Origin of the sequence: Cupriavidus yeoncheonensis (genome assembly GCF_905397275.1) — a bacterium.
In the GTDB taxonomy this organism is placed as follows: Bacteria; Pseudomonadota; Gammaproteobacteria; order Burkholderiales; family Burkholderiaceae; genus Cupriavidus; species Cupriavidus yeoncheonensis.
On sequence record NZ_CAJPUY010000008.1, the window covers coordinates 155,629 to 172,387 of the forward strand.

The following is a 16,759-nucleotide window of genomic DNA, read 5'->3' on the forward strand; positions in this document are numbered from 1 at the left end:
TGGCGGCCGTCCTTATTGCTTGGCCGCAGCGCGCGCCTTGTTGACGGCGGTGGCGTCGCGCAGGATGTCCTGCAGGTACAGGTTGCCCTCGGTCACCACGGTCTCGCCGTCCTTGATACCGTCGATCACCTCGCTGACGCCGGGCAACGACACGCCCAGCTTCACCGGACGGCGCACGAAGGTGTTGGGCGCCGTGCGCACGAACACATAGTTGCGGTTATCGGCCAGGAACACCGCCTTGGACGGCACGGCGATGCCCTCGAACGAAGCGGCCTGCAGCCGCGCCGTCACGAACATCTCGGCCTTGAGCCTGCGGTCGGCGTTGGGCACGGCCAGGCGCACCTTGATGCTGCGCGAAGTCGGGTCGACATAGTCGGCGATCTTCACCACGGTGCCCGGGAAGGTCTCGCCCGGATAGGCGGCGGAGAGCAACTGCACGGTCACGCCGGGCTTGAACAGGCCCAGGTCGGCCTCGCCGGCATCGACCTGCGCCCACAGCGTGGTCGGGTCGGTCACCAGGAACAGCGGCGCGGTGGGTGGCTGATCAGGGCGCAGCTCCATGCCGGGGTTGATATTGCGTTCCACCACCAGTCCGTCGATCGGGCTGCGCAGGGCGAAGCGGTTGGCACCGTCGCCGGCCGCGCCGCCATACTGCCGCAAGGCGGCCTGGGTGCGCTGCAGGTCGGCGGCCGAGCGCGCGGCGTCGCCCTGGGCCTGCTCCAGGTCCTTCTGGGCGATCACGCCGGCGTTATACAGTTCACGCTGGCGCGACAGCGCCTTGGCGGCAACCGCGTTGTCGGCGGCGGCCTTGCGCGCATCGGCCTGGGCCACGCCGAAGTCCGACGAGGTCAGCCTGGCCAGCGGCTGGCCGGCCTTCACCGTGGTGCCCGGCTGAACCAGGATTTCGGTCACGCGGCCGGCAAACGGCGTGGACACGCGCACGGTCTTGTCCTCGTTCCACACCAGGCGGCCCGGCAGGCTCAGCATGCGCTGTCCGCCGGTGCGGGCGGCTTCGCCTGCGATGCCCGGCAGCACCTTCACGCTGGCCGGGAACTGGACAGTCTCGCCGCTCACCTTGGGCTCGTCATCGGCCTTGGGCGCTTCGTCCTTGCCGCATGCGGCAAGCGCCAGCGCGCACAGGGTCAAGGCGGCCACGCGCGCGGGCATGCCGGCACGGGAAACTCGGAACACTTCGGACAGCAGATTAGGGGCGCGGCGCATCGGTACGGACCTGGGAATTCGGGATGGAGCTGACGGGAGTGGTGGAGGACTGCAACGCCGTGCGGTATGCGGACAAGGCCTTGGCGTAGTCGCCCTGTGCATTGGTGGCATCCAGTCGGGTCTGGCGCAGCGCGCGGCGCGCATCGAGCAGGTCGAGCACGCCGGTTGCGCCCTTGGTATAGGCAAACTCGGCGCTTCCGGCGACCGATTCGGCGGCGGGCACGACCGACTCGCGCATCTGCCTGAGCGACAGGCGCGCGGCTTCGAGCTGGTTGCGCAGGCGCTCGACTTCGTTCTGCGCCTCGAGCAGCACCCGGTTGCGGTCGTCGAGCGCGGCGTAGTAGTCGACCTCGGCGCGGCGCGCCTCGCCGCCATTGCTGTGGCGCACGAACAGCGGAATGGAGACAAAGACGCCGTAGCTGTTGCCGCTGCCGTTCGTGTTGGCTTCTGAAATCGGGTAATGCTCGTACTGCGCGCCCACGGTCACGTCGGGCACGCGGCCGGCGCGGGCCAGGTCGCGCACCGAAGCGGCGGCGGCCAGCCGGGCCTCGGCCGCGGTCACGTCCGGGCGGCGCTGCGCGATATCCGGATCGACGGGCGGCGTCGGCTCGTCGAGCGACGGCCAGTCCGGCACCAGGCGATTGTCGGCCAGCGTGCCCGGCACGCCCATGGCCTGCGCCAGCTGCGCCTTGTCGCGCATATGGTCGGCCATGGCCTGCCGCATATCGTTCTGCGCACGCAGGTTGTCGAGCTGGAGCTTGGTCACGTCGGCGCGGGAGACATCGCCTGCTTTCAGGCGCGTCTCATTGGCCTGTTGCGTGCGGGTATAGAGCGACACGGTCTCGGTCAGCACCTGCACACGGTCCTGGCTGACCACGGCATCGTAGAACGCCTGCTCGACCGCGCCGGTCTGCTGCGCGACCACGGCCTGCACTGCCTCGCCGGCTGCTACGCTCGCCTTCTGCGCGGCGTCCTTGCGCAGGTTGCCCTTGTTGGCGGTTTCGACCAGCTGGTCGATGCGGAAGGTCGAATCGACAGTCTTGCTGCGCAGGTTGCCCGAGCCGACACCCGCGTGCGGGTTGATGTTCTGCACGCCCACGCTCAGCACGGGGTTCGGCCGCTGCGACGCGATCTGGATATCCGCCTGGCTGGCTTCCTCACCGCGGCGCGCCGCGATGATGTCGCGGTTGCAGCGCAACGCGTCCTGGCGCGCCTGGGCCAGCGTCAGGCTGGCCTTGGGAGGGGGCGGCATGCAGGGCCCGTCGGGAGGGAGCGGCTGGCTGGCGCCCTGGGCTGCCAGCGGGGCCGTCAGGCCGGCCACGGCAGCCAGGATGGCGGCAGCAGTAGCTCTTGAAACAGGAAAAGGCACGATTCAGTCTGGCTCGTTCGACAACAGTCAAAGGTAAACGACCGTGCCCGCCAATTGGTGCACCGAACTGACGATATTTCGTCGCCTGGCGCGTCCCTGCAGCGTGTTTTTCCGCCTTGTCCGGTACTTGCGCACGATCTCCCGCCCGCATTCAACCCGAATCGGATTACAAAGCGCTTTCATCCTGACAAAAAAACGCGCTAACTGCGGCGATAACACCAGATCGAGGGAAAACCCCAATGCCTCAAATGCGAAATGCACCACATGAGTGCATTTCGCTTTGGTCATACCACTAGGCCTTGGCCCGGTCGTCCAGGCCCAGGCTTCTGCCGATGATTTCCTTCATGATTTCGCTGCTGCCCGCATAGATCCGGGAGATACGCGCATCGGTGTACATGCGGCAGATGCGGTACTCCTCCATATAGCCGGCGCCGCCATGGAATTGCACGCCCTCGTCGACCACGCGCCCCTGCAACTCCGAAGTCAGCAGCTTGGCCGAAGCCGCGGTCTCGACGGTCAGCGTGCCGGCATTGTGCTGCAGCACGCACTGGTCGACGAAGGTTTGCAGGGCGTCGAGCTGGGCGCGCAGCGCCGCCAGCCGGAAGCGCGAATCCTGGAACGTGCCGATGGCCCGGCCGAACGCCTTGCGCTCCTTCACGTAGTCCAGCGTGATGTCGAACGCCACCTGCGCCGACGCCATGTAGCCGCAGGCGCCGATCAGCCGTTCCTCGGCCAGGTGTCGCGTCAGGTAGCGGAAGCCCTGGCCGGGCTCGCCCAGCACGTTGGCCTTCGGCACCTTGACGTTGTCGAAGAAGAGTTCGGAGGTGTCCTGCGAATGCAGGCCCATCTTGCGCAGCTTGCGCCCGCGTTCGAAGCCCGGCATGTCGCGCTCGACGATGAACAGGCCCAGCCCGTGGCTGCGCTCGGGGTCGGTGCGCGCGACCACCACCACGTAGTCGGCAAGCTGCCCGTTCGAGATATAGGTCTTGGCGCCGTTGAGCACCCAATGGTCGCCCCTGTCCTCGGCGCGGGTGCGGATGCCGGCCAGATCCGACCCGGTCTGGGGCTCGGTCATGGCAATGGCAAAGATCTTCTCGCCGCGCGCGGCGCCCGGCAGGAACCGCTGGCGCTGCTCCTCGTTGCCGATGCGGCCGACATAAGGCGCCACCAGCCGCGAATGCAGCGTGCCGAAGAAGCCCGAATCGCCATGGCGCGCGTTCTCTTCGATCAGGATCTGCTCGTAACGGAAATCGTCCACGCCGGCGCCGCCGTATTGCTCGTCCGCCCACATCAGCAGGTAGCCCTGCTCGCCGGCCTTGCGGAACACGTCGCGGTCCACGCAGCCCTGCTCGCGCCAGCGCTCGCCGTGCGGGCCGACTTCGCGCTGGTAGAAACGGCGCGCGGACTCGCGGAAGCTCTCGTGTTCGGCGTCGAAGATGAGGCGTTGCATGGGGTTGTCTCCTTTCTCGTTTTGCTGACGGAATCGGTCCAGTGTCGGCCTTGCGGCCGGCGTCAGGTTCGTCGGAAAGGATGATTTTTCGGCGCGGGGTGCTGGCGCCGGCAGCCGCTGAAGACCGCTAGGCTTGCGCGGCCACCTTGCGCGGGCGGCCGCCAAGCCGGCCATTGCGCCTGGCGGCAGCTGCCTTATCGGCGCTGGCACTGGCGCCGCCGCGCCGGCCCATTTCGGCCGCCATCCACCGCCGCGAGCCAAGAAACCCCTCAAGCAGGGCTGGCAGGTACAGATCGGCATCGAGCCGTGGGAAACGGATGCCCAGGCCGGAAGGACTGATCTGCGCGTCGACAAGATCGGCCGGCCGCGCGTGCTCAAGGCCCTGCACCGCCGCGGGTGGAAATGCCAGCTCGAGGCCTGAAGACAGGCAAATCACCACGCGTCCCACGCGCCGGTGATAGCGCACGGAGAGCACCGCCGGATTTGCAGCTTTTCGTGCAGCGCCACGTGCGTTGGCGGCAGCGATTTCAGCATCAGTCAGGACCATGGATGGTTCTCCATTCCGTGCACAAGTCAGTCAGGCGGGCGCTCAATCCCTCGATGATCCGTATCAGGTCGCGCGCGCCAAAGTCGTAGTTCCCTCGCAGCTGGGGCGGCCCGGACGGGCAATGCAAGTGGAACACGGCCTCGCATCCTTTCCCGATGACATGCACATGCGCGGGCCGATGATCGTTCGGACAGATGACCACGCGCAGGTCGGATAGCAGAAAGACGGTCGGCATTCGATTGTAGCAAACCCAAACTGGTTGGGTTATTGGATCGTTGCGCGATCGTAGTTCGCCCCTGCCGGGGCTGCCATCAGACAACAACCCATTCAATGCAACTTTATTGATATGAAATAGAGATAACTTTCACTAATCAATCCACTCGCCCCCACCGATACTGGATGCATACAAGACATTCAAGATGGAGCGGGAAATGGAAGTTGCCTTGTGGATCGCCGGTGCACTCGGCCTGATGGCGCTTGGCGCCACCGTGACGTACCTGATCGCGATGGCCGTGCCGGAACCGGTATTCGAACGCGCCCAGCCGCATGGCCGCTACGCCGGGCTCGGGGCCGCGACAGACAGGCGCCGGGGTGGCGGCAGGCGCATTCGCCGGATGCGCATCCTGCCGGCTGCCCATCCTGTACTCCACGTGGTGCCGGTCCGCGCCTGAGCGGGACAACGGCCTTCAAGACTGCGGAAAGTCCCAGCGTTGCGACCAGTCCGATTCTTCACGCACGATGTCGTGGAGAATCCGGACCGCGTCGTCCAGGGCCTGGCGCCCCGGTGATTCGGCGTGGACGAGGAACACCGGATACGAGAATTCCGACGCGTCCTCCACGCGTTCCAGCACGCCGCTGTCCAGATAGCTCTGCACGACCCGCGTGCGGAAGTACCCGCTGCCGCCGTATTGCAGGATGTACTGCAGCGCCAGCGGACCGAGGTTGAAGTACAGCGACGACCTGGCGTAGCCCGGCAGCGCGCTGTCGTGCTGCCGGCGGAATTCCGGGCCCCAGTCGACATACACATAGGATCCGGCGCGCTGCGTGGAACGGATCTGGATCAGCTTTTCCTCCATCAGCTGCTCGACGTGCATGCCGGCGGCGTACTCCGGCTGGTAGACCAGCGCGGCGTCGAGCGTGCCAGACTGCAGCTTGCGCTGCAGCTCCGTGCCATCGCCGACTTCGGCGCGCACCGCATGGTCGGGCATCTGCTGGCGCAGGCGGGTGGCCCACAACAGCACCAGCGGATTGCCCAGGCTGATCTCCGCGCCGAACGTCAGCATGCTGCCCAGCCCTGCGGGCAGTGGCAGGTCGCGGCACGCCGCTTCCCACGTCTGCACGAGCTGGCTGGCATAGCCAAGGAAACGCTGGCCATCGGCGGTGAGTCTGGCACCGGCCTTGTTGCGGTCGAACAGCCTGCTGTTGAGCTGCGCTTCCAGGCTCTTGATGCGAGCGGTGACGGCGGTCTGCGTCACATGCAGCTTGTCGGCCGCCGCGAGCAGGCTGCCGGTCCGTACCACCTGGAGGAAAGTGCGGGCAAGTTCGATATCCATGCGAAGCGAAGCGGGCTGGACCGGTGGAGTGCCATGGGCCGCACAGCGGCGTGTCTGCCAACCTTACCATGCCCCTTGCGCATCGCGTGCGCCACTTACCTTGCCGGCGCGGCAGGCGCGGGCGCGGCTGTCCTCACGGCGCGCGGCTGGCCCATCGGTGGCGGCACGCCTGGCAGTTCGACACGCGTCATCCCGGCTTGCGGCACGCGAACCGGCGCCATGCCTTCGGCTGCAGGCATGGCCTGACCGTTGTCGTAGCCGGTGGCGACGGATTCCAGGTAGCCCGGCGGAAACTTCTGTTCGGGGGTGACGGCGGATGGCGTGGGCAAGGTGCCCTGCGCCAGCGCCACGCTGTTGGCGCACAGCCCCAGCACACGCAGCAGGATCATGGTGCGCCGTGCCCGGCGCAGTACGGTACGGGCGCTCGGCGGCTCGCCTCGGGATTCGGAAGGGGTCGTCATCACGGTTCTCCAGGGGGAGCCATCGCTCCGGTTGGGACATCGAGCACTGGGCTGCGCTCGACGCTCAATCCGCAACGACCATGCCACGCGCCCGACGGCCCGCGCGGCGCCCATTGCGCCACTCGCCGGAGCCGAAAAGAACGAACGGCGCCAACAGGCGCCGTTTGCGGTGTTGGCCGCGGGCCAACAATCGGTATTTGATGACGCTAACGGCTGCGCACCAGGGGCGGCGGGTACCAGTTGCCACCGGTCAGCGCGGCATCCGGCCCATAGGTGCGGAAGGTCAGGTGGTAGTCCTGCCCGCCCGGAGTGGGCAGCCAGTTGCCGTCCGGTGCGCCGGCCGGCTTCGTCGGGGCGAAGTACAGTGTCAGCGAACCGTCCTTGCCATATTGCAGGCGCGATTCCTTGTTGAGCAGGTACCGCTTCCTGGGGTTCTCCATCACGTGGAAATTGACAGTGTCGACCGCGATCACGGACCAGAAATACCGCACGTGGGCAGCCGGAAGATCCGCCTTCGGGAACGTCATGGTGTAGGCGTTGGCGCCATTGAGCCGGCTTCCCTCGCCATCTGTGGCGCCCTGGAAGTACACAACCTCTTCCGCGGTATTGGCCCAGATACCGCTGAAATTGACGCGTGTCCGCGCCTTGTAGTCGCTGCCGTACTGGCCGATGACCGCCGGGCGCGTCCAGCCGTCGCGCGGCGTCCCGATTTCCGTGGTCATGGACTGCATGAACTGCGGAATGGCCTTGTCCCGGATCACGCGGTCGACACGTTCGCGCTGGGCCGGACTGGCCTCCACCTCCGCCGCGATCTGCCGCACCCGGGCCTGCAACGGCTCCATGCCAGGATTGATATCGGGCTCCGAATCGAGCGCCACGGCCGCCGCATCGAACGCCTCCACCCCGGGCAGCCGCGTATTGGCGAACTCCGGCGTGACCGGCACCGGAGCGATGTTCGGCGTGCCCGTCATGCGGATCTGAATCTGGCGCTGCAGCTGCACGGCCTGCTTGCGGTTCTTGCCGATCTCCACGCGCGCCAGGACCCGTGCCGTCCTGCCAGGCAGGTCGATACGGCGCACATCGGGCTGCAGCTGCACGCTGGCACCTTTCAGGCAGAGGCCGTAGCGGGCAGCCCCCCGCTGCGGATAGTTGCGCTCGTTGATGTTGGCGACGGTCTCGCCCCAGCCGTTGAGGAACTGCACGGTGTAGTAGCGCCCCTTGATCAGCGGCACGCTGAAGACCATGCAGGTGCGCTCGTCCACACCGATCCATGCCTCGCTATACAACACGTCCAGGTTCGGGTTGGCCCAGCTCACACCGCCGACGTCGCGGTGCAGCATCTCGTTCCAGCGAAAACCCTCCTTCTGGAAATCGATCTGCTCCTGGCGCAGTACCAGCAGGCGCCCGAGCAGGTAGACATAGGCATCTGCGACTTCCTGGTCGGCGGCGGCATCGGGCGGCGGCGCAGAGGCTTGCTGCTTGTGCGCGCACGCCGACAGCAACGCGGCAACCGTGATGGACAACAGGGCGGCGTGAGGTCGCATGCGCATCTCCAGCTGATGGCTCGGGACCCGACAGATTGCGCCAGCTTGCGCCACCGCGCAACGTCCGATTGCACCTCAATGTGCGCGATAAAACATAATGCTGCGCAGCCGCAACCCCGAAGGAATGTGCGGCCGCCGCGCCTACCCCTCGGCACTATGCAGGCTTGACCGCCCATGCCAGCACCGCCGGCATCGGCACGACAAAGTCGTTGCCTTTCATGTAGGACGCCACCGTGCCGCGCAGCACGGCACGGATCTCGTCGCGCGCCTTGGGGCTTTGCGCGCGCAGCGTGGCCGCGGCGCGCACCGTGCCTTGCGCCAGCGCGTCAAAGAGCTGGTCCGGCGTGGAGAAGCGCCACTGCTGCGGCACCTGGCGGCATGCCGCGGCGGTGAAGCCCGCGCCCTGCAAAGCGCCGATGCATTGCGACGGATCGCTGAACTGGAAGAAGTTGGGACCGGCCGGCAGGCCCACATCCATCGAACCATAGGCCCGGATCGCGGCGTACACCGCGCCGAAACCGATGGCCCGTTCCGGCGCGTCCCACACCGTGAAGCCGATGCGACCGCCGGGACGCAGCACGCGAAAGGCTTCGCGCAGGGCCTGGTCAGGGTCGGTCAGGTGGCACATGCCAAAGCCATTGACCACGGCATCGAAGCTGCCGGCTTCGAACGGCAGGTCCTGGGCATCGGCCTGCTCGAATCGCAGGCCCGGATGTGTCTTGCGCGCCAGCTCCACCTGAGCGGTGGAGAAATCGATGCCGATGGTGTCGGCACCGCGACGCGACGCCGCCGCTGCGACATAGCCGGCGCCGCTGGCGACGTCAAGCACGCGCTGGCCGCTGGCCACCTGGGCACTGTCCAGCAAGGCGTCGATCGATTGCGTGGTGACAACCGTGAGCTGCTCGTGGTAGCGGCTGACAACGCCGGGATCTTCCCAGCCGGCCAGCTCGAAATCACGAAAACTCTCCCCCGTGTGATCCATTGCACCCTCCCTTGGCGAAAAGTCGCTGCGGGGCGCTGGACTGCCGCCCGTTCTGGCGACGCGTGCCCTCCGGGCGCGTCGTCGCCAGACAAGCGAAGTATAGTCACCACGGGCCAGCCGGTCAGCAGGGCGTGCGAGCCATCCCGCGCGGGACGCCAGAGGGCCGGTGCTGGCACGTCCAAACGGAGCGTCAGCGCGCTCCGCTCACGCGCCACACGGTATTGCCGACGTCGTCCGCGACCAGCAGTCCGCCGCGCTTGTCGATGGCCACACCGACCGGGCGGCCCTGCGCATCGCCATTCCGGTCGATGAAGCCGCTCAGCACGTCGAAGGGCGCGCCGTTGGGACGGCCGTTGTCGAACGGTACGAAGATCACCTTGTAGCCGGCGAGCGGCTTGCGGTTCCACGAACCGTGCTGGCTGACGAACATGCCGTGCTGGAACCGGGCAGGCAAGCTGTTGCCGGCCGCCGCGGTCATGCCCAGCGACGCCGTGTGCGCGCCTACCGCATAGTCCGGCACGATGGCCTTGGCAACCATGTCCGGCGCCGCCGGCTTGACGCGTTCATCCACATGCTGGCCGTAGTAGCTGTAGGGCCAGCCATAGAAGCCGCCGTCCCTGACCGAGGTGATGTAGTCCGGCACCAGGTCGCTGCCGATTTCGTCGCGCTCATTGACCGAGGTCCACAGCGCGCCGGTCACGGGCTCCCACGCCATGCCGTTGGGATTGCGCAGGCCGCTCGCGAACACGCGGTGCTGCCCGGTCGCGCGGTCGACTTCCCAGATGGCCGCGCGTCCTGCTTCCTGGTCGATGCCGTTCTCGCCCACATTGCTGTTCGAACCCACGGTCACATACAGCTTGCTGCCATCGGGGCTGGCGATGATGTTCTTGGTCCAGTGGTGGTTGATCGGACCGCCGGGCAGTTCCACCACCTTCTGCGCCGGCGCCGTGATGCTGGTCTGCCCCGGCTGGTACGGAAAGCGCAGCACGGCATCGGTATCGGCCACGTAGAAGTCATTGCCCACCAGCACCATGCCGAACGGCGAGTGCAGGTCTTTCAGGAATACCGAGCGCACGTCGGCCACGCCGTCGCCATTGGTGTCGCGCAGCAGCGTGATGCGGTTGGCGCTGGGCGTGCCCGCGCCCGCGCGCGCCTGCATCTTCTTCATGATCCAGCCACGAATGCCCTTGCCGTCGTCAGGCTTGGGCGGTGCGTTGGTTTCGGCGACGAGCACGTCGCCGTTGGGCAGCACGTAGACCCAGCGCGGATGGTCGAGCTTGCCGGCAAAGGCCACGACGGACAGGCCCTCGGCGGCCGTCGGCTTGGCGCCATCGGCCCAGCCTTTCGCCGGTGCGATATGGATGGTCGGAATCGCGGTCTGGTTCGGCTCAGGCAATTGCGGCGTGGGACCGAAGCCCGCTTCCGAAGGAAGCTTCGCCGATTCGCCGCACCCGGCCAGGACCATGGCAAGAGTGAGCGTGGCTATGGTGCCCGCTCGTGAATGCGACATGGGGAGACGTGGCTGCGGCATGGTGGCACCTCCTGGCAAAGCAGGTCCTGCCTTGACTATAGGTGCGCACCCGGGCCATCTCTGTCAGTGCGGGCGAAGCGCGCTGTAGGAGTTTGCCCGACACGCGCGCCTTCGCAGCGCGTGCATCGGCCGCTGCTTCAGCCGCGATGCGGCGTATCGAGGCCCTTGATCACGGCCGGCCTGGCCACGAATGCTTCGAGCGCGCGCGTCACATGCGGAAAATCCGCAATGCCCACCAGCTCGCCGGCCTCGTAGAACCCGAGCAGGTTGCGTACCCACGGGAAGGTCGCGATATCGGCAATGCTGTAGTCCTGGCCCATGATCCATGGCCGGTCGGCCAGCCGCTCGTTCAGCACGTTGAGCAATCGGCGGCTTTCGGCCACATAGCGGTCGCGCGGGCGCTTGTCCTCGTAGTCCTTGCCGGCAAAGCGGTTGAAGAAGCCCACCTGGCCGAACATGGGTCCGATGCCTCCCATCTGGAACATCACCCACTGGATGGTCTCGTACCGGCCGGCAGCATCGGCGGGCACGAGCTTGCCGGACTTGTCGGCCAGATACAGCAGGATGGCGCCCGACTCCCACAACGGCAGCGGCTTGCCGCCCGGCCCATTGGGATCGATGATGGCCGGGATCTTGTTGTTGGGATTGAGCGAAAGAAACTCCGGCGACAACTGGTCGTTGTGGTCGAAGCGCACCAGATGCGGCTCGTAGGGCAGCCCGGTCTCCTCCAGCATGGTCGACACTTTCACGCCGTTCGGCGTGGGCAGCGAATACAGCTGGATGCGGTCAGGATGCTGCGCTGGCCATTTGCGGGTAATAGGAAATGCGGACAGATCGGACACGTAGGCTCCTGGCGATGGGCGCCACCGCATGGCGGCCGCGCCTAAAGCGCGATGATAAACCGCCCCTGCCACCGTTGCAGGCGGCGCCGTGAGCATCGCGAGAAACTGGTGCGCAAGCTCAACGTACACAACACAGCCGGACTGACAGCGTGTGACGCGCGGCATGGCGTGCTGGCCGGATAGCCGCAACGATCAGCGTGAAGCGTCAGATAAAAACCGGGAGAGGAAAAACGGGAATTCGGCAGAAGGCCGAGGAGACACGAGGCAGGAAGGCGCGCGTCAGGAAAACAGAAAAGCGGAGTGGTGCCCATGGGCAGGATCGAACTGCCGACCTCTCCCTTACCAAGGGAGTGCTCTACCACTGAGCCACATGGGCGACGTCCGGTGCCGGGCACTGGAGCGGGAGACGAGTCTCGAACTCGCGACCTCAACCTTGGCAAGGTTGCGCTCTACCAACTGAGCTACTCCCGCGTTGCTGGCTCCCCGACCTGGGCTCGAACCAGGGACCTACGGATTAACAGTCCGGCGCTCTACCGACTGAGCTATCGGGGAACAACGCTTCCTCATCAGAGGAGGCCGGATTGTACAACGATTGACCGGCGGGGTGTCAAGGGTCGAAGGCAGATTTTTGTTGCTCTTCCAGCGCCATGGCCGGGCGGGACGAAGGCAACAATGCACAGGCCCCACGGACCGAAAGACGTTGCCTTCGGTCCGTGGCTCAGAACGTTTCCCAATCCTCCGTGTTGCCGCTCAGCCGCGGCGCCACATGCTTCAAGGGCTTGTGTGTCGTTGCGGCATCCGCCTCGCCAGACCTGACAGGATTCGTCCCGGGTCGTGCCTGCATGTCATTGCGGGAACCCCGCGAACGCGAGGCCGCAACCGTCTCGTCGCCAAGCCGGAAGAACATCACCTCGGCCTTCATCTTGCCGGCCTGCTCTTCCAGGGACTGGGCCGCTGCTGCGGATTCCTCGACCAAGGCCGCATTCTGCTGGGTCACGGCGTCAATCTGGCTGATCGCCTGGTGCACCTGCTCGATGCCCTGGCTTTGCTCGTCCGACGCCGCGGATATTTCTCCCACGATCTGCGATACCTGGCCGATGGCCTGCTTCACCTGCTCCATGGACTCCCCGACCTTGATGGCCTGCCGTTCGCCCTCTTGCACCAGCATTGACGACGTCGCGATCAGGTCCTTGATTTCCTTTGCCGCCGAGGAAGAGCGCTGCGCCAGCGAACGCACCTCGCCGGCCACCACCGCGAAGCCACGCCCTTGCTCTCCGGCACGCGCGGCCTCCACGGCGGCGTTCAGCGCCAGGATATTGGTTTGAAAGGCGATCCCTTCGATCAGTCCGGTAATCTCGGAGATCTTTGCCGAGCTTGCGCTGACCTTGCCGATGGTCTGCATCATGCCGTCCACTTCCGCATCACTGGCTTCGGTCATATTGCGCGCCGCCAACGCCAGGCCGTTTGCCTGGCGCGCGTTTTCGGCGTTCAGCCTCACGGTCTGCGTGAGCTCGGTCATGCTGGCAGCCGTCTGTTCGAGCGAGGATGCCTGCTCTTCGGTGCGCGACGACAGATCCATGTTGCCACTGGCAATCTGCCTGGACGCCACCATGACCGATTCGCTTGCATCGCGGATGCCGCGCACGGTGCCGGTAAGCTGCCGGGCCATCTGCTGCATGGCGTTGAGCAGCAGTCCGAATTCCCCCTTGGCGTCGCCAACGATCTCTCCGTCCAGGCGGCCTTGCGCGATGTCGCCTGCCAAACGCACCGCCTGGTCCAGCGGCCTGGACACCGCGCGAACCAGATAGATTGCCGCGCCAACACCCAGGAGCGTTCCAATGCCGATCAGAGCGCCCCCCGCCCACATGATGGCCTTGCTGTGGGCAGAGCTTTCGGCATTGGCGTCCCTGGCCTGGGCAATATTGGATGCGAAATCGGCAGAGAACAGTTCCGTCAGCTTGTCACCGACGGGAGTGATTTCCTTCGCCTGAAATGCGGCTGCGGCCGTGTAGTCCTCACTCTCAAGAATCGTCAGTTCTTGTTGTACCGAAACCTGGTACTTCTTCATCAGCACGTCAATCTGGTCCGCAATCTCGCGTTCCTGTTCATCGGTGACGCCACTTGGGTAGTAGGATCTCCAGGCCTCGCCTGCCTGGCTCTGCAACTCACGAATCCTCGGGATATGCGTCTGCACCTTCTCCGCGTGTGTCCGCCACAGGAGGAGGCGCACATTCAGCGTCGATGCGCGGGTTTTGGCCAGCTGGGTAACTGGAACCACGTTGTTATCGTAGGTTGCTTGCAGCCTGTCATTAAGACTGGACATCCCGATCAGGCCAAAGAAGCCGATGACAAGCAAGAGCAGACTGCTGATTGCCAGCGTCAAGATGATCTTGAACCTGATCGTCTGAAAGAGTTTCTGCATGAGGGTTCCTAAGTCAGGGATTCGATCACGACTCCGGAACTCTGCAATGCAACTTCAGCCCGAGTAGCGGAGACGAACCACCCAGGGCAAGGTGACTCGCGTACTCGCAATACGTTGACTGAGATGTCGGTCTGGCGCGGCGGAAGATTGATCCCCGCATGACGATAGATTGACCCCGCCCCGTAATCACCCCACTGACTTTATGTGATTGGAAATCATGAAATGGGGCGACTACCACGCGGCGGTTCAGGCGGCCATATATCCAAAGGCGGATCGGCCAGTAGCCAGAAGAACTATTGGCTTTCCATGTTCAACCCGACGGACGGCGATGCGCCGGACCCGATCCCCGCCATGGTTCGACCAGGTCGTGGCGCTCTGCGCCGGTGCCGGCTTCACACCGAATATCCGGCACAAGGTCCGCCACATGCTGACCATCGCCACGCTGGTCGCACAGAACTTTGGCGTCGCGCTGGTACCGGCCTCCGTGCAGGTCGTGCAGTTGCCCAACCTTGTCAGCCGGCCGCTTGCACGGCCCGGCAAGCCGTCCGAACTGCACGGCATCTGGCGCAGCGATGAACAGTCGCCTGCCGTGCTCGCCTTGCTCGCGGCGCTTTCCGCCAGCGCGACGGCCGCGAGCGCGCCACGGACACGAAAGCCGCGCGCCCGCGCTGCCTCATGACGACGTCCCGACCGGCGCTACACTCTGGCACTACGCACCCGGAGTCCACTTCCATGCCAGCCCTTCGCACGCTCTATCCCGCCATCGAACCGTATGCCACCGGCACGCTCGATGTCGGCAGCGGCCATGTCATCCACTACGAGCGCGTCGGCACGCCCGGCGCCAAGCCGGCGGTGTTCCTGCACGGCGGTCCGGGCGGCGGCGTCAGCGCCGACCATCGGCGGCTGTTCGATCCCGCCCGCTACGACGTGCTGCTGTTCGACCAGCGCGGCTGCGGGCGCTCCACGCCGCATGCCGGGCTGGAGGCGAATACCACGTGGCATCTCGTCGACGATATCGAACGCCTGCGCGAACTTGCCGGTGTCGAGCGCTGGCTGGTATTCGGCGGGTCCTGGGGTTCCACGCTTGCGCTGGCCTATGCGCAGAAGCATCCGCAGCGCGCCAGCGAACTGGTGCTGCGCGGCGTCTATACCGTGTCGCAGGCGGAACTGGACTGGTACTACCAGTTTGGCGTGTCGGAGATGTTCCCGGAGAAATGGGCACGTTTCCAGGCGCCTGTCCCCGAGGCCGAACGCGGCAACATGATGGCGGCCTATCGCAAGCTGTTGACGGGCGACGACCAGGAAAGGCAACTCGAAGCGGCACGCGCGTGGAGCGTCTGGGAAGGCGAGACCATCACGCTGCTGCCCGATCCCGGCAACAGCGCCAAGCATGATGACGCGCATTTCGCGCTGGCCTTCGCGCGGCTCGAGAACCACTACTTCACGCACCGCGCCTGGCTGGACGATGGCCAGCTGTTGCGCGACGCTCACCGCCTGGCGGGCATCCCCGGCGTGATCGTGCACGGCCGCTACGACATGCCCTGCCCCGCGCGCTATGCCTTTGCACTGCATCAGGCATGGCCGGACGCCGACTTCCACCTGATCGAAGGCGCCGGGCACGCGTGGACAGAACCCGGCATCCTGGACCAGCTTATCCGCGCCACGGACCGCTTTGCGCAGCCGCAACGCACCTGACGCGCGCGGCGTGGTCAGCCCCCCGGGCTCTCCATGCCGCGGCGCTGCCGGGCCTTCGCGCCATAGTAGGCGCCGATCTGCTTCTGCGTGACGAAGCCGGTCTTCTTGGTGTCGATCTTGTCGAAGCTCTTCGCCACCTCCGGCATGCCGGCCTCGGCCTCCTGGCGGCTGAGCTTGCCGTCGTGGTCAGCGTCGGCCGCGTTGAACTTCTCGGTGAACCTGGCCTTGGCTTCCTTGGCGTTCATCGGCTGCTGCTGCGGCTGCTGCGGCTGCTGGGGCGGTTGCTGCGGCGGTTGCTGTGCTCCCGCCTGAGCGGCGACCAACATCCCGGCCAGCATCGCACCGGCAACCCATACGCGTGTCGTCATCTGCGTCTCCTTCTCCGTGGTGGTTTCGAAGCAGCCTGCGCGGCGTGATCGCGCACGGGCCAGCGATAGTGAACCAGAAATCGGCTACGCCGAACAGGGCACGCCGTCAGTCCCGGTCTGGCGCGCCCGGGGGGAACAGCTCCCGGTAAGGCCGCGCCTCGTCCACCGCGCGGGCGAATGCCGGCCGCGACAGCAGCCGGCTGCGGTAGGCCCGCACATGGCTCAGCCCGGGGTTGATCGGGTGAACCCAGTCGGCGTAGAACAGAGACGGCGCCGCGGCGCAATCCGCCAGGCTGAACGCGCCGGCCGCGGCCCACTCGCGCTTTGCGAGCACCCCGTCCAGCCACTGGTAGGCGGTGTCGAGCAGCTTCCTGGCATCGGCGACGCCCGACGCATCGCGATGCTCCGGCGCGCGGATGTAGTCGAACACGATGCGCTGCATCGGCGTCATGATGTAGTTGTCGAAGAAGCGGTCCATCATGCGGACTTCGAGCGCCGCGTCCGGGTCCTGCGGAATCCAGCGCACGGGGCCGCGATGATGCGTGTCGAGGTACTCGATGATGATGCTCGACTCCATCACGCTGCGCCCGGCATCGACCAGCAACGGCATGCGTTTCAGCGGCCAGAGCGCGGCGTGTTCGGCAAGTATGTCGGCGTGGTCCGGCGACAGCATGCGCCATTCGAACGGGATGCCGTTCTCGTACAACGCGATCAGGACCTTCTGGCAGTACGAGGAAAACGGGTGCGCATACAGCTGCATGGTTGCCTCCGGGG

At 66.0% G+C, this 16,759-nt stretch carries 18 protein-coding genes and 3 tRNA genes; 3 read left to right on the plus strand and 18 right to left on the minus strand.

Going from position 1 to position 16,759, the window contains the following annotated elements:
- Positions 1-12: 12 nt before the first annotated feature.
- The 6 genes from KHO22_RS12895 to KHO22_RS32845 form a co-directional block, all read right to left on the minus strand.
- The gene (locus tag KHO22_RS12895) at positions 13-1,221 is read right to left on the minus strand and encodes an efflux RND transporter periplasmic adaptor subunit (protein ID WP_211947526.1); all 1,209 of its coding nucleotides are present in this window, start codon (positions 1,219-1,221) and stop codon (positions 13-15) included.
- A complete protein-coding gene (locus tag KHO22_RS12900) occupies positions 1,205-2,473 on the minus strand; it encodes a TolC family protein (RefSeq protein WP_211947527.1) in 1,269 nt (422 codons plus the stop codon). The genes KHO22_RS12895 and KHO22_RS12900 overlap by 17 nt, the downstream gene beginning before the upstream one ends.
- A gap of 144 nt (positions 2,474-2,617) precedes the next feature.
- Complete coding sequence (locus KHO22_RS12905; protein ID WP_211947528.1) at positions 2,618-2,878, minus strand: hypothetical protein; 261 nt, start codon at positions 2,876-2,878, stop codon at positions 2,618-2,620.
- A 4-nt stretch (positions 2,879-2,882) separates the two neighbouring features.
- Complete coding sequence (locus tag KHO22_RS12910) at positions 2,883-4,040, minus strand: acyl-CoA dehydrogenase family protein (RefSeq protein ID WP_211947529.1); 1,158 nt, start codon at positions 4,038-4,040, stop codon at positions 2,883-2,885.
- Positions 4,041-4,167: 127 nt separating this feature from the next.
- Positions 4,168-4,587 (minus strand): DUF2442 domain-containing protein, encoded by a 420-nt coding sequence (locus KHO22_RS12915; protein ID WP_211947530.1) that lies wholly within the window; start codon positions 4,585-4,587, stop codon positions 4,168-4,170.
- Positions 4,574-4,822: a DUF4160 domain-containing protein gene (locus KHO22_RS32845; RefSeq protein WP_211947531.1), complete on the minus strand. Its 249-nt coding sequence runs from the start codon at positions 4,820-4,822 to the stop codon at positions 4,574-4,576. Before KHO22_RS32845 ends, KHO22_RS12915 begins: the two co-directional genes overlap by 14 nt.
- 196 nt (positions 4,823-5,018) lie before the next feature.
- Here KHO22_RS32845 and KHO22_RS12925 point away from each other — a divergent pair, with 196 nt between their 5' ends.
- Positions 5,019-5,258, plus strand: a complete 240-nt coding sequence (locus KHO22_RS12925) for a hypothetical protein (protein WP_211947532.1) — start codon at positions 5,019-5,021, stop codon at positions 5,256-5,258.
- 15 nt (positions 5,259-5,273) lie between these two features.
- Here the strand turns inward: KHO22_RS12925 and KHO22_RS12930 are convergent, their stop codons facing one another.
- The 10 genes from KHO22_RS12930 to KHO22_RS12975 form a co-directional block, all read right to left on the minus strand.
- Positions 5,274-6,140, minus strand: a complete 867-nt coding sequence (locus KHO22_RS12930; RefSeq protein ID WP_211947533.1) for a LysR family transcriptional regulator — start codon at positions 6,138-6,140, stop codon at positions 5,274-5,276.
- Positions 6,141-6,235: 95 nt separating this feature from the next.
- The gene (locus KHO22_RS12935; protein ID WP_211947534.1) at positions 6,236-6,601 is read right to left on the minus strand and encodes a hypothetical protein; all 366 of its coding nucleotides are present in this window, start codon (positions 6,599-6,601) and stop codon (positions 6,236-6,238) included.
- A 206-nt stretch (positions 6,602-6,807) separates the two neighbouring features.
- On the minus strand, positions 6,808-8,145 hold the full coding sequence (locus KHO22_RS12940; protein ID WP_211947535.1) for a DUF1214 domain-containing protein: 1,338 nt from the start codon (positions 8,143-8,145) through the stop codon (positions 6,808-6,810).
- A 154-nt stretch (positions 8,146-8,299) separates the two neighbouring features.
- Entirely contained in the window at positions 8,300-9,127 is an 828-nt protein-coding gene (locus tag KHO22_RS12945; RefSeq protein ID WP_211947536.1) for a class I SAM-dependent methyltransferase, read from the minus strand.
- A gap of 190 nt (positions 9,128-9,317) precedes the next feature.
- The gene (locus KHO22_RS12950; protein WP_230426861.1) at positions 9,318-10,637 is read right to left on the minus strand and encodes a PQQ-dependent sugar dehydrogenase; all 1,320 of its coding nucleotides are present in this window, start codon (positions 10,635-10,637) and stop codon (positions 9,318-9,320) included.
- A gap of 158 nt (positions 10,638-10,795) precedes the next feature.
- Positions 10,796-11,500 (minus strand): glutathione S-transferase N-terminal domain-containing protein, encoded by a 705-nt coding sequence (locus KHO22_RS12955; RefSeq protein WP_211947538.1) that lies wholly within the window; start codon positions 11,498-11,500, stop codon positions 10,796-10,798.
- 301 nt (positions 11,501-11,801) lie between these two features.
- Positions 11,802-11,876 (minus strand) — tRNA-Thr (locus KHO22_RS12960).
- Positions 11,877-11,895: 19 nt separating this feature from the next.
- Positions 11,896-11,971: transfer RNA gene (locus tag KHO22_RS12965), tRNA-Gly, on the minus strand.
- Positions 11,972-11,976: 5 nt separating this feature from the next.
- Positions 11,977-12,052 (minus strand) — tRNA-Asn (locus KHO22_RS12970).
- Positions 12,053-12,218: 166 nt separating this feature from the next.
- Positions 12,219-13,922: a methyl-accepting chemotaxis protein gene (locus tag KHO22_RS12975; RefSeq protein ID WP_211947539.1), complete on the minus strand. Its 1,704-nt coding sequence runs from the start codon at positions 13,920-13,922 to the stop codon at positions 12,219-12,221.
- A 328-nt stretch (positions 13,923-14,250) separates the two neighbouring features.
- On the opposite strand from KHO22_RS12975, the gene KHO22_RS12980 reads away from it, so the two are divergent.
- On the plus strand, positions 14,251-14,601 hold the full coding sequence (locus tag KHO22_RS12980) for a LysR substrate-binding domain-containing protein (protein WP_230426862.1): 351 nt from the start codon (positions 14,251-14,253) through the stop codon (positions 14,599-14,601).
- Positions 14,602-14,654: 53 nt separating this feature from the next.
- Positions 14,655-15,617, plus strand: a complete 963-nt coding sequence (pip, locus tag KHO22_RS12985; RefSeq protein WP_211947541.1) for a prolyl aminopeptidase — start codon at positions 14,655-14,657, stop codon at positions 15,615-15,617.
- A gap of 14 nt (positions 15,618-15,631) precedes the next feature.
- Here pip and KHO22_RS12990 read toward each other — a convergent pair whose 3' ends face one another.
- The gene (locus tag KHO22_RS12990; RefSeq protein ID WP_211947542.1) at positions 15,632-15,985 is read right to left on the minus strand and encodes a CREC-EF hand family protein; all 354 of its coding nucleotides are present in this window, start codon (positions 15,983-15,985) and stop codon (positions 15,632-15,634) included.
- A gap of 106 nt (positions 15,986-16,091) precedes the next feature.
- Entirely contained in the window at positions 16,092-16,745 is a 654-nt protein-coding gene (locus tag KHO22_RS12995) for a glutathione S-transferase family protein (RefSeq protein WP_211947543.1), read from the minus strand.
- Positions 16,746-16,759: the final 14 nt, after the last annotated feature.

Excerpts from the sequence above, each read along its gene's own strand:
- KHO22_RS12895 (WP_211947526.1), bottom strand. The coding sequence starts at position 1,221 with ATGCGCCGCGCCCCTAATCTGCTGTCCGAAGTGTTCCGAGTTTCCCGT.
- KHO22_RS12900 (WP_211947527.1), bottom strand. The coding sequence starts at position 2,473 with ATGCCGCCCCCTCCCAAGGCCAGCCTGACGCTGGCCCAGGCGCGCCAG.
- KHO22_RS12905 (WP_211947528.1), bottom strand. The coding sequence starts at position 2,878 with ATGACCAAAGCGAAATGCACTCATGTGGTGCATTTCGCATTTGAGGCA.
- KHO22_RS12910 (WP_211947529.1), bottom strand. The coding sequence starts at position 4,040 with ATGCAACGCCTCATCTTCGACGCCGAACACGAGAGCTTCCGCGAGTCC.
- KHO22_RS12915 (WP_211947530.1), bottom strand. The coding sequence starts at position 4,587 with ATGGTCCTGACTGATGCTGAAATCGCTGCCGCCAACGCACGTGGCGCT.
- KHO22_RS32845 (WP_211947531.1), bottom strand. The coding sequence starts at position 4,822 with ATGCCGACCGTCTTTCTGCTATCCGACCTGCGCGTGGTCATCTGTCCG.
- KHO22_RS12925 (WP_211947532.1), top strand. The coding sequence starts at position 5,019 with ATGGAAGTTGCCTTGTGGATCGCCGGTGCACTCGGCCTGATGGCGCTT.
- KHO22_RS12930 (WP_211947533.1), bottom strand. The coding sequence starts at position 6,140 with ATGGATATCGAACTTGCCCGCACTTTCCTCCAGGTGGTACGGACCGGC.
- KHO22_RS12935 (WP_211947534.1), bottom strand. The coding sequence starts at position 6,601 with ATGACGACCCCTTCCGAATCCCGAGGCGAGCCGCCGAGCGCCCGTACC.
- KHO22_RS12940 (WP_211947535.1), bottom strand. The coding sequence starts at position 8,145 with ATGCGACCTCACGCCGCCCTGTTGTCCATCACGGTTGCCGCGTTGCTG.
- KHO22_RS12945 (WP_211947536.1), bottom strand. The coding sequence starts at position 9,127 with ATGGATCACACGGGGGAGAGTTTTCGTGATTTCGAGCTGGCCGGCTGG.
- KHO22_RS12950 (WP_230426861.1), bottom strand. The coding sequence starts at position 10,637 with ATGTCGCATTCACGAGCGGGCACCATAGCCACGCTCACTCTTGCCATG.
- KHO22_RS12975 (WP_211947539.1), bottom strand. The coding sequence starts at position 13,922 with ATGCAGAAACTCTTTCAGACGATCAGGTTCAAGATCATCTTGACGCTG.
- KHO22_RS12980 (WP_230426862.1), top strand. The coding sequence starts at position 14,251 with ATGCGCCGGACCCGATCCCCGCCATGGTTCGACCAGGTCGTGGCGCTC.
- pip (WP_211947541.1), top strand. The coding sequence starts at position 14,655 with ATGCCAGCCCTTCGCACGCTCTATCCCGCCATCGAACCGTATGCCACC.
- KHO22_RS12990 (WP_211947542.1), bottom strand. The coding sequence starts at position 15,985 with ATGACGACACGCGTATGGGTTGCCGGTGCGATGCTGGCCGGGATGTTG.
- KHO22_RS12995 (WP_211947543.1), bottom strand. The coding sequence starts at position 16,745 with ATGCAGCTGTATGCGCACCCGTTTTCCTCGTACTGCCAGAAGGTCCTG.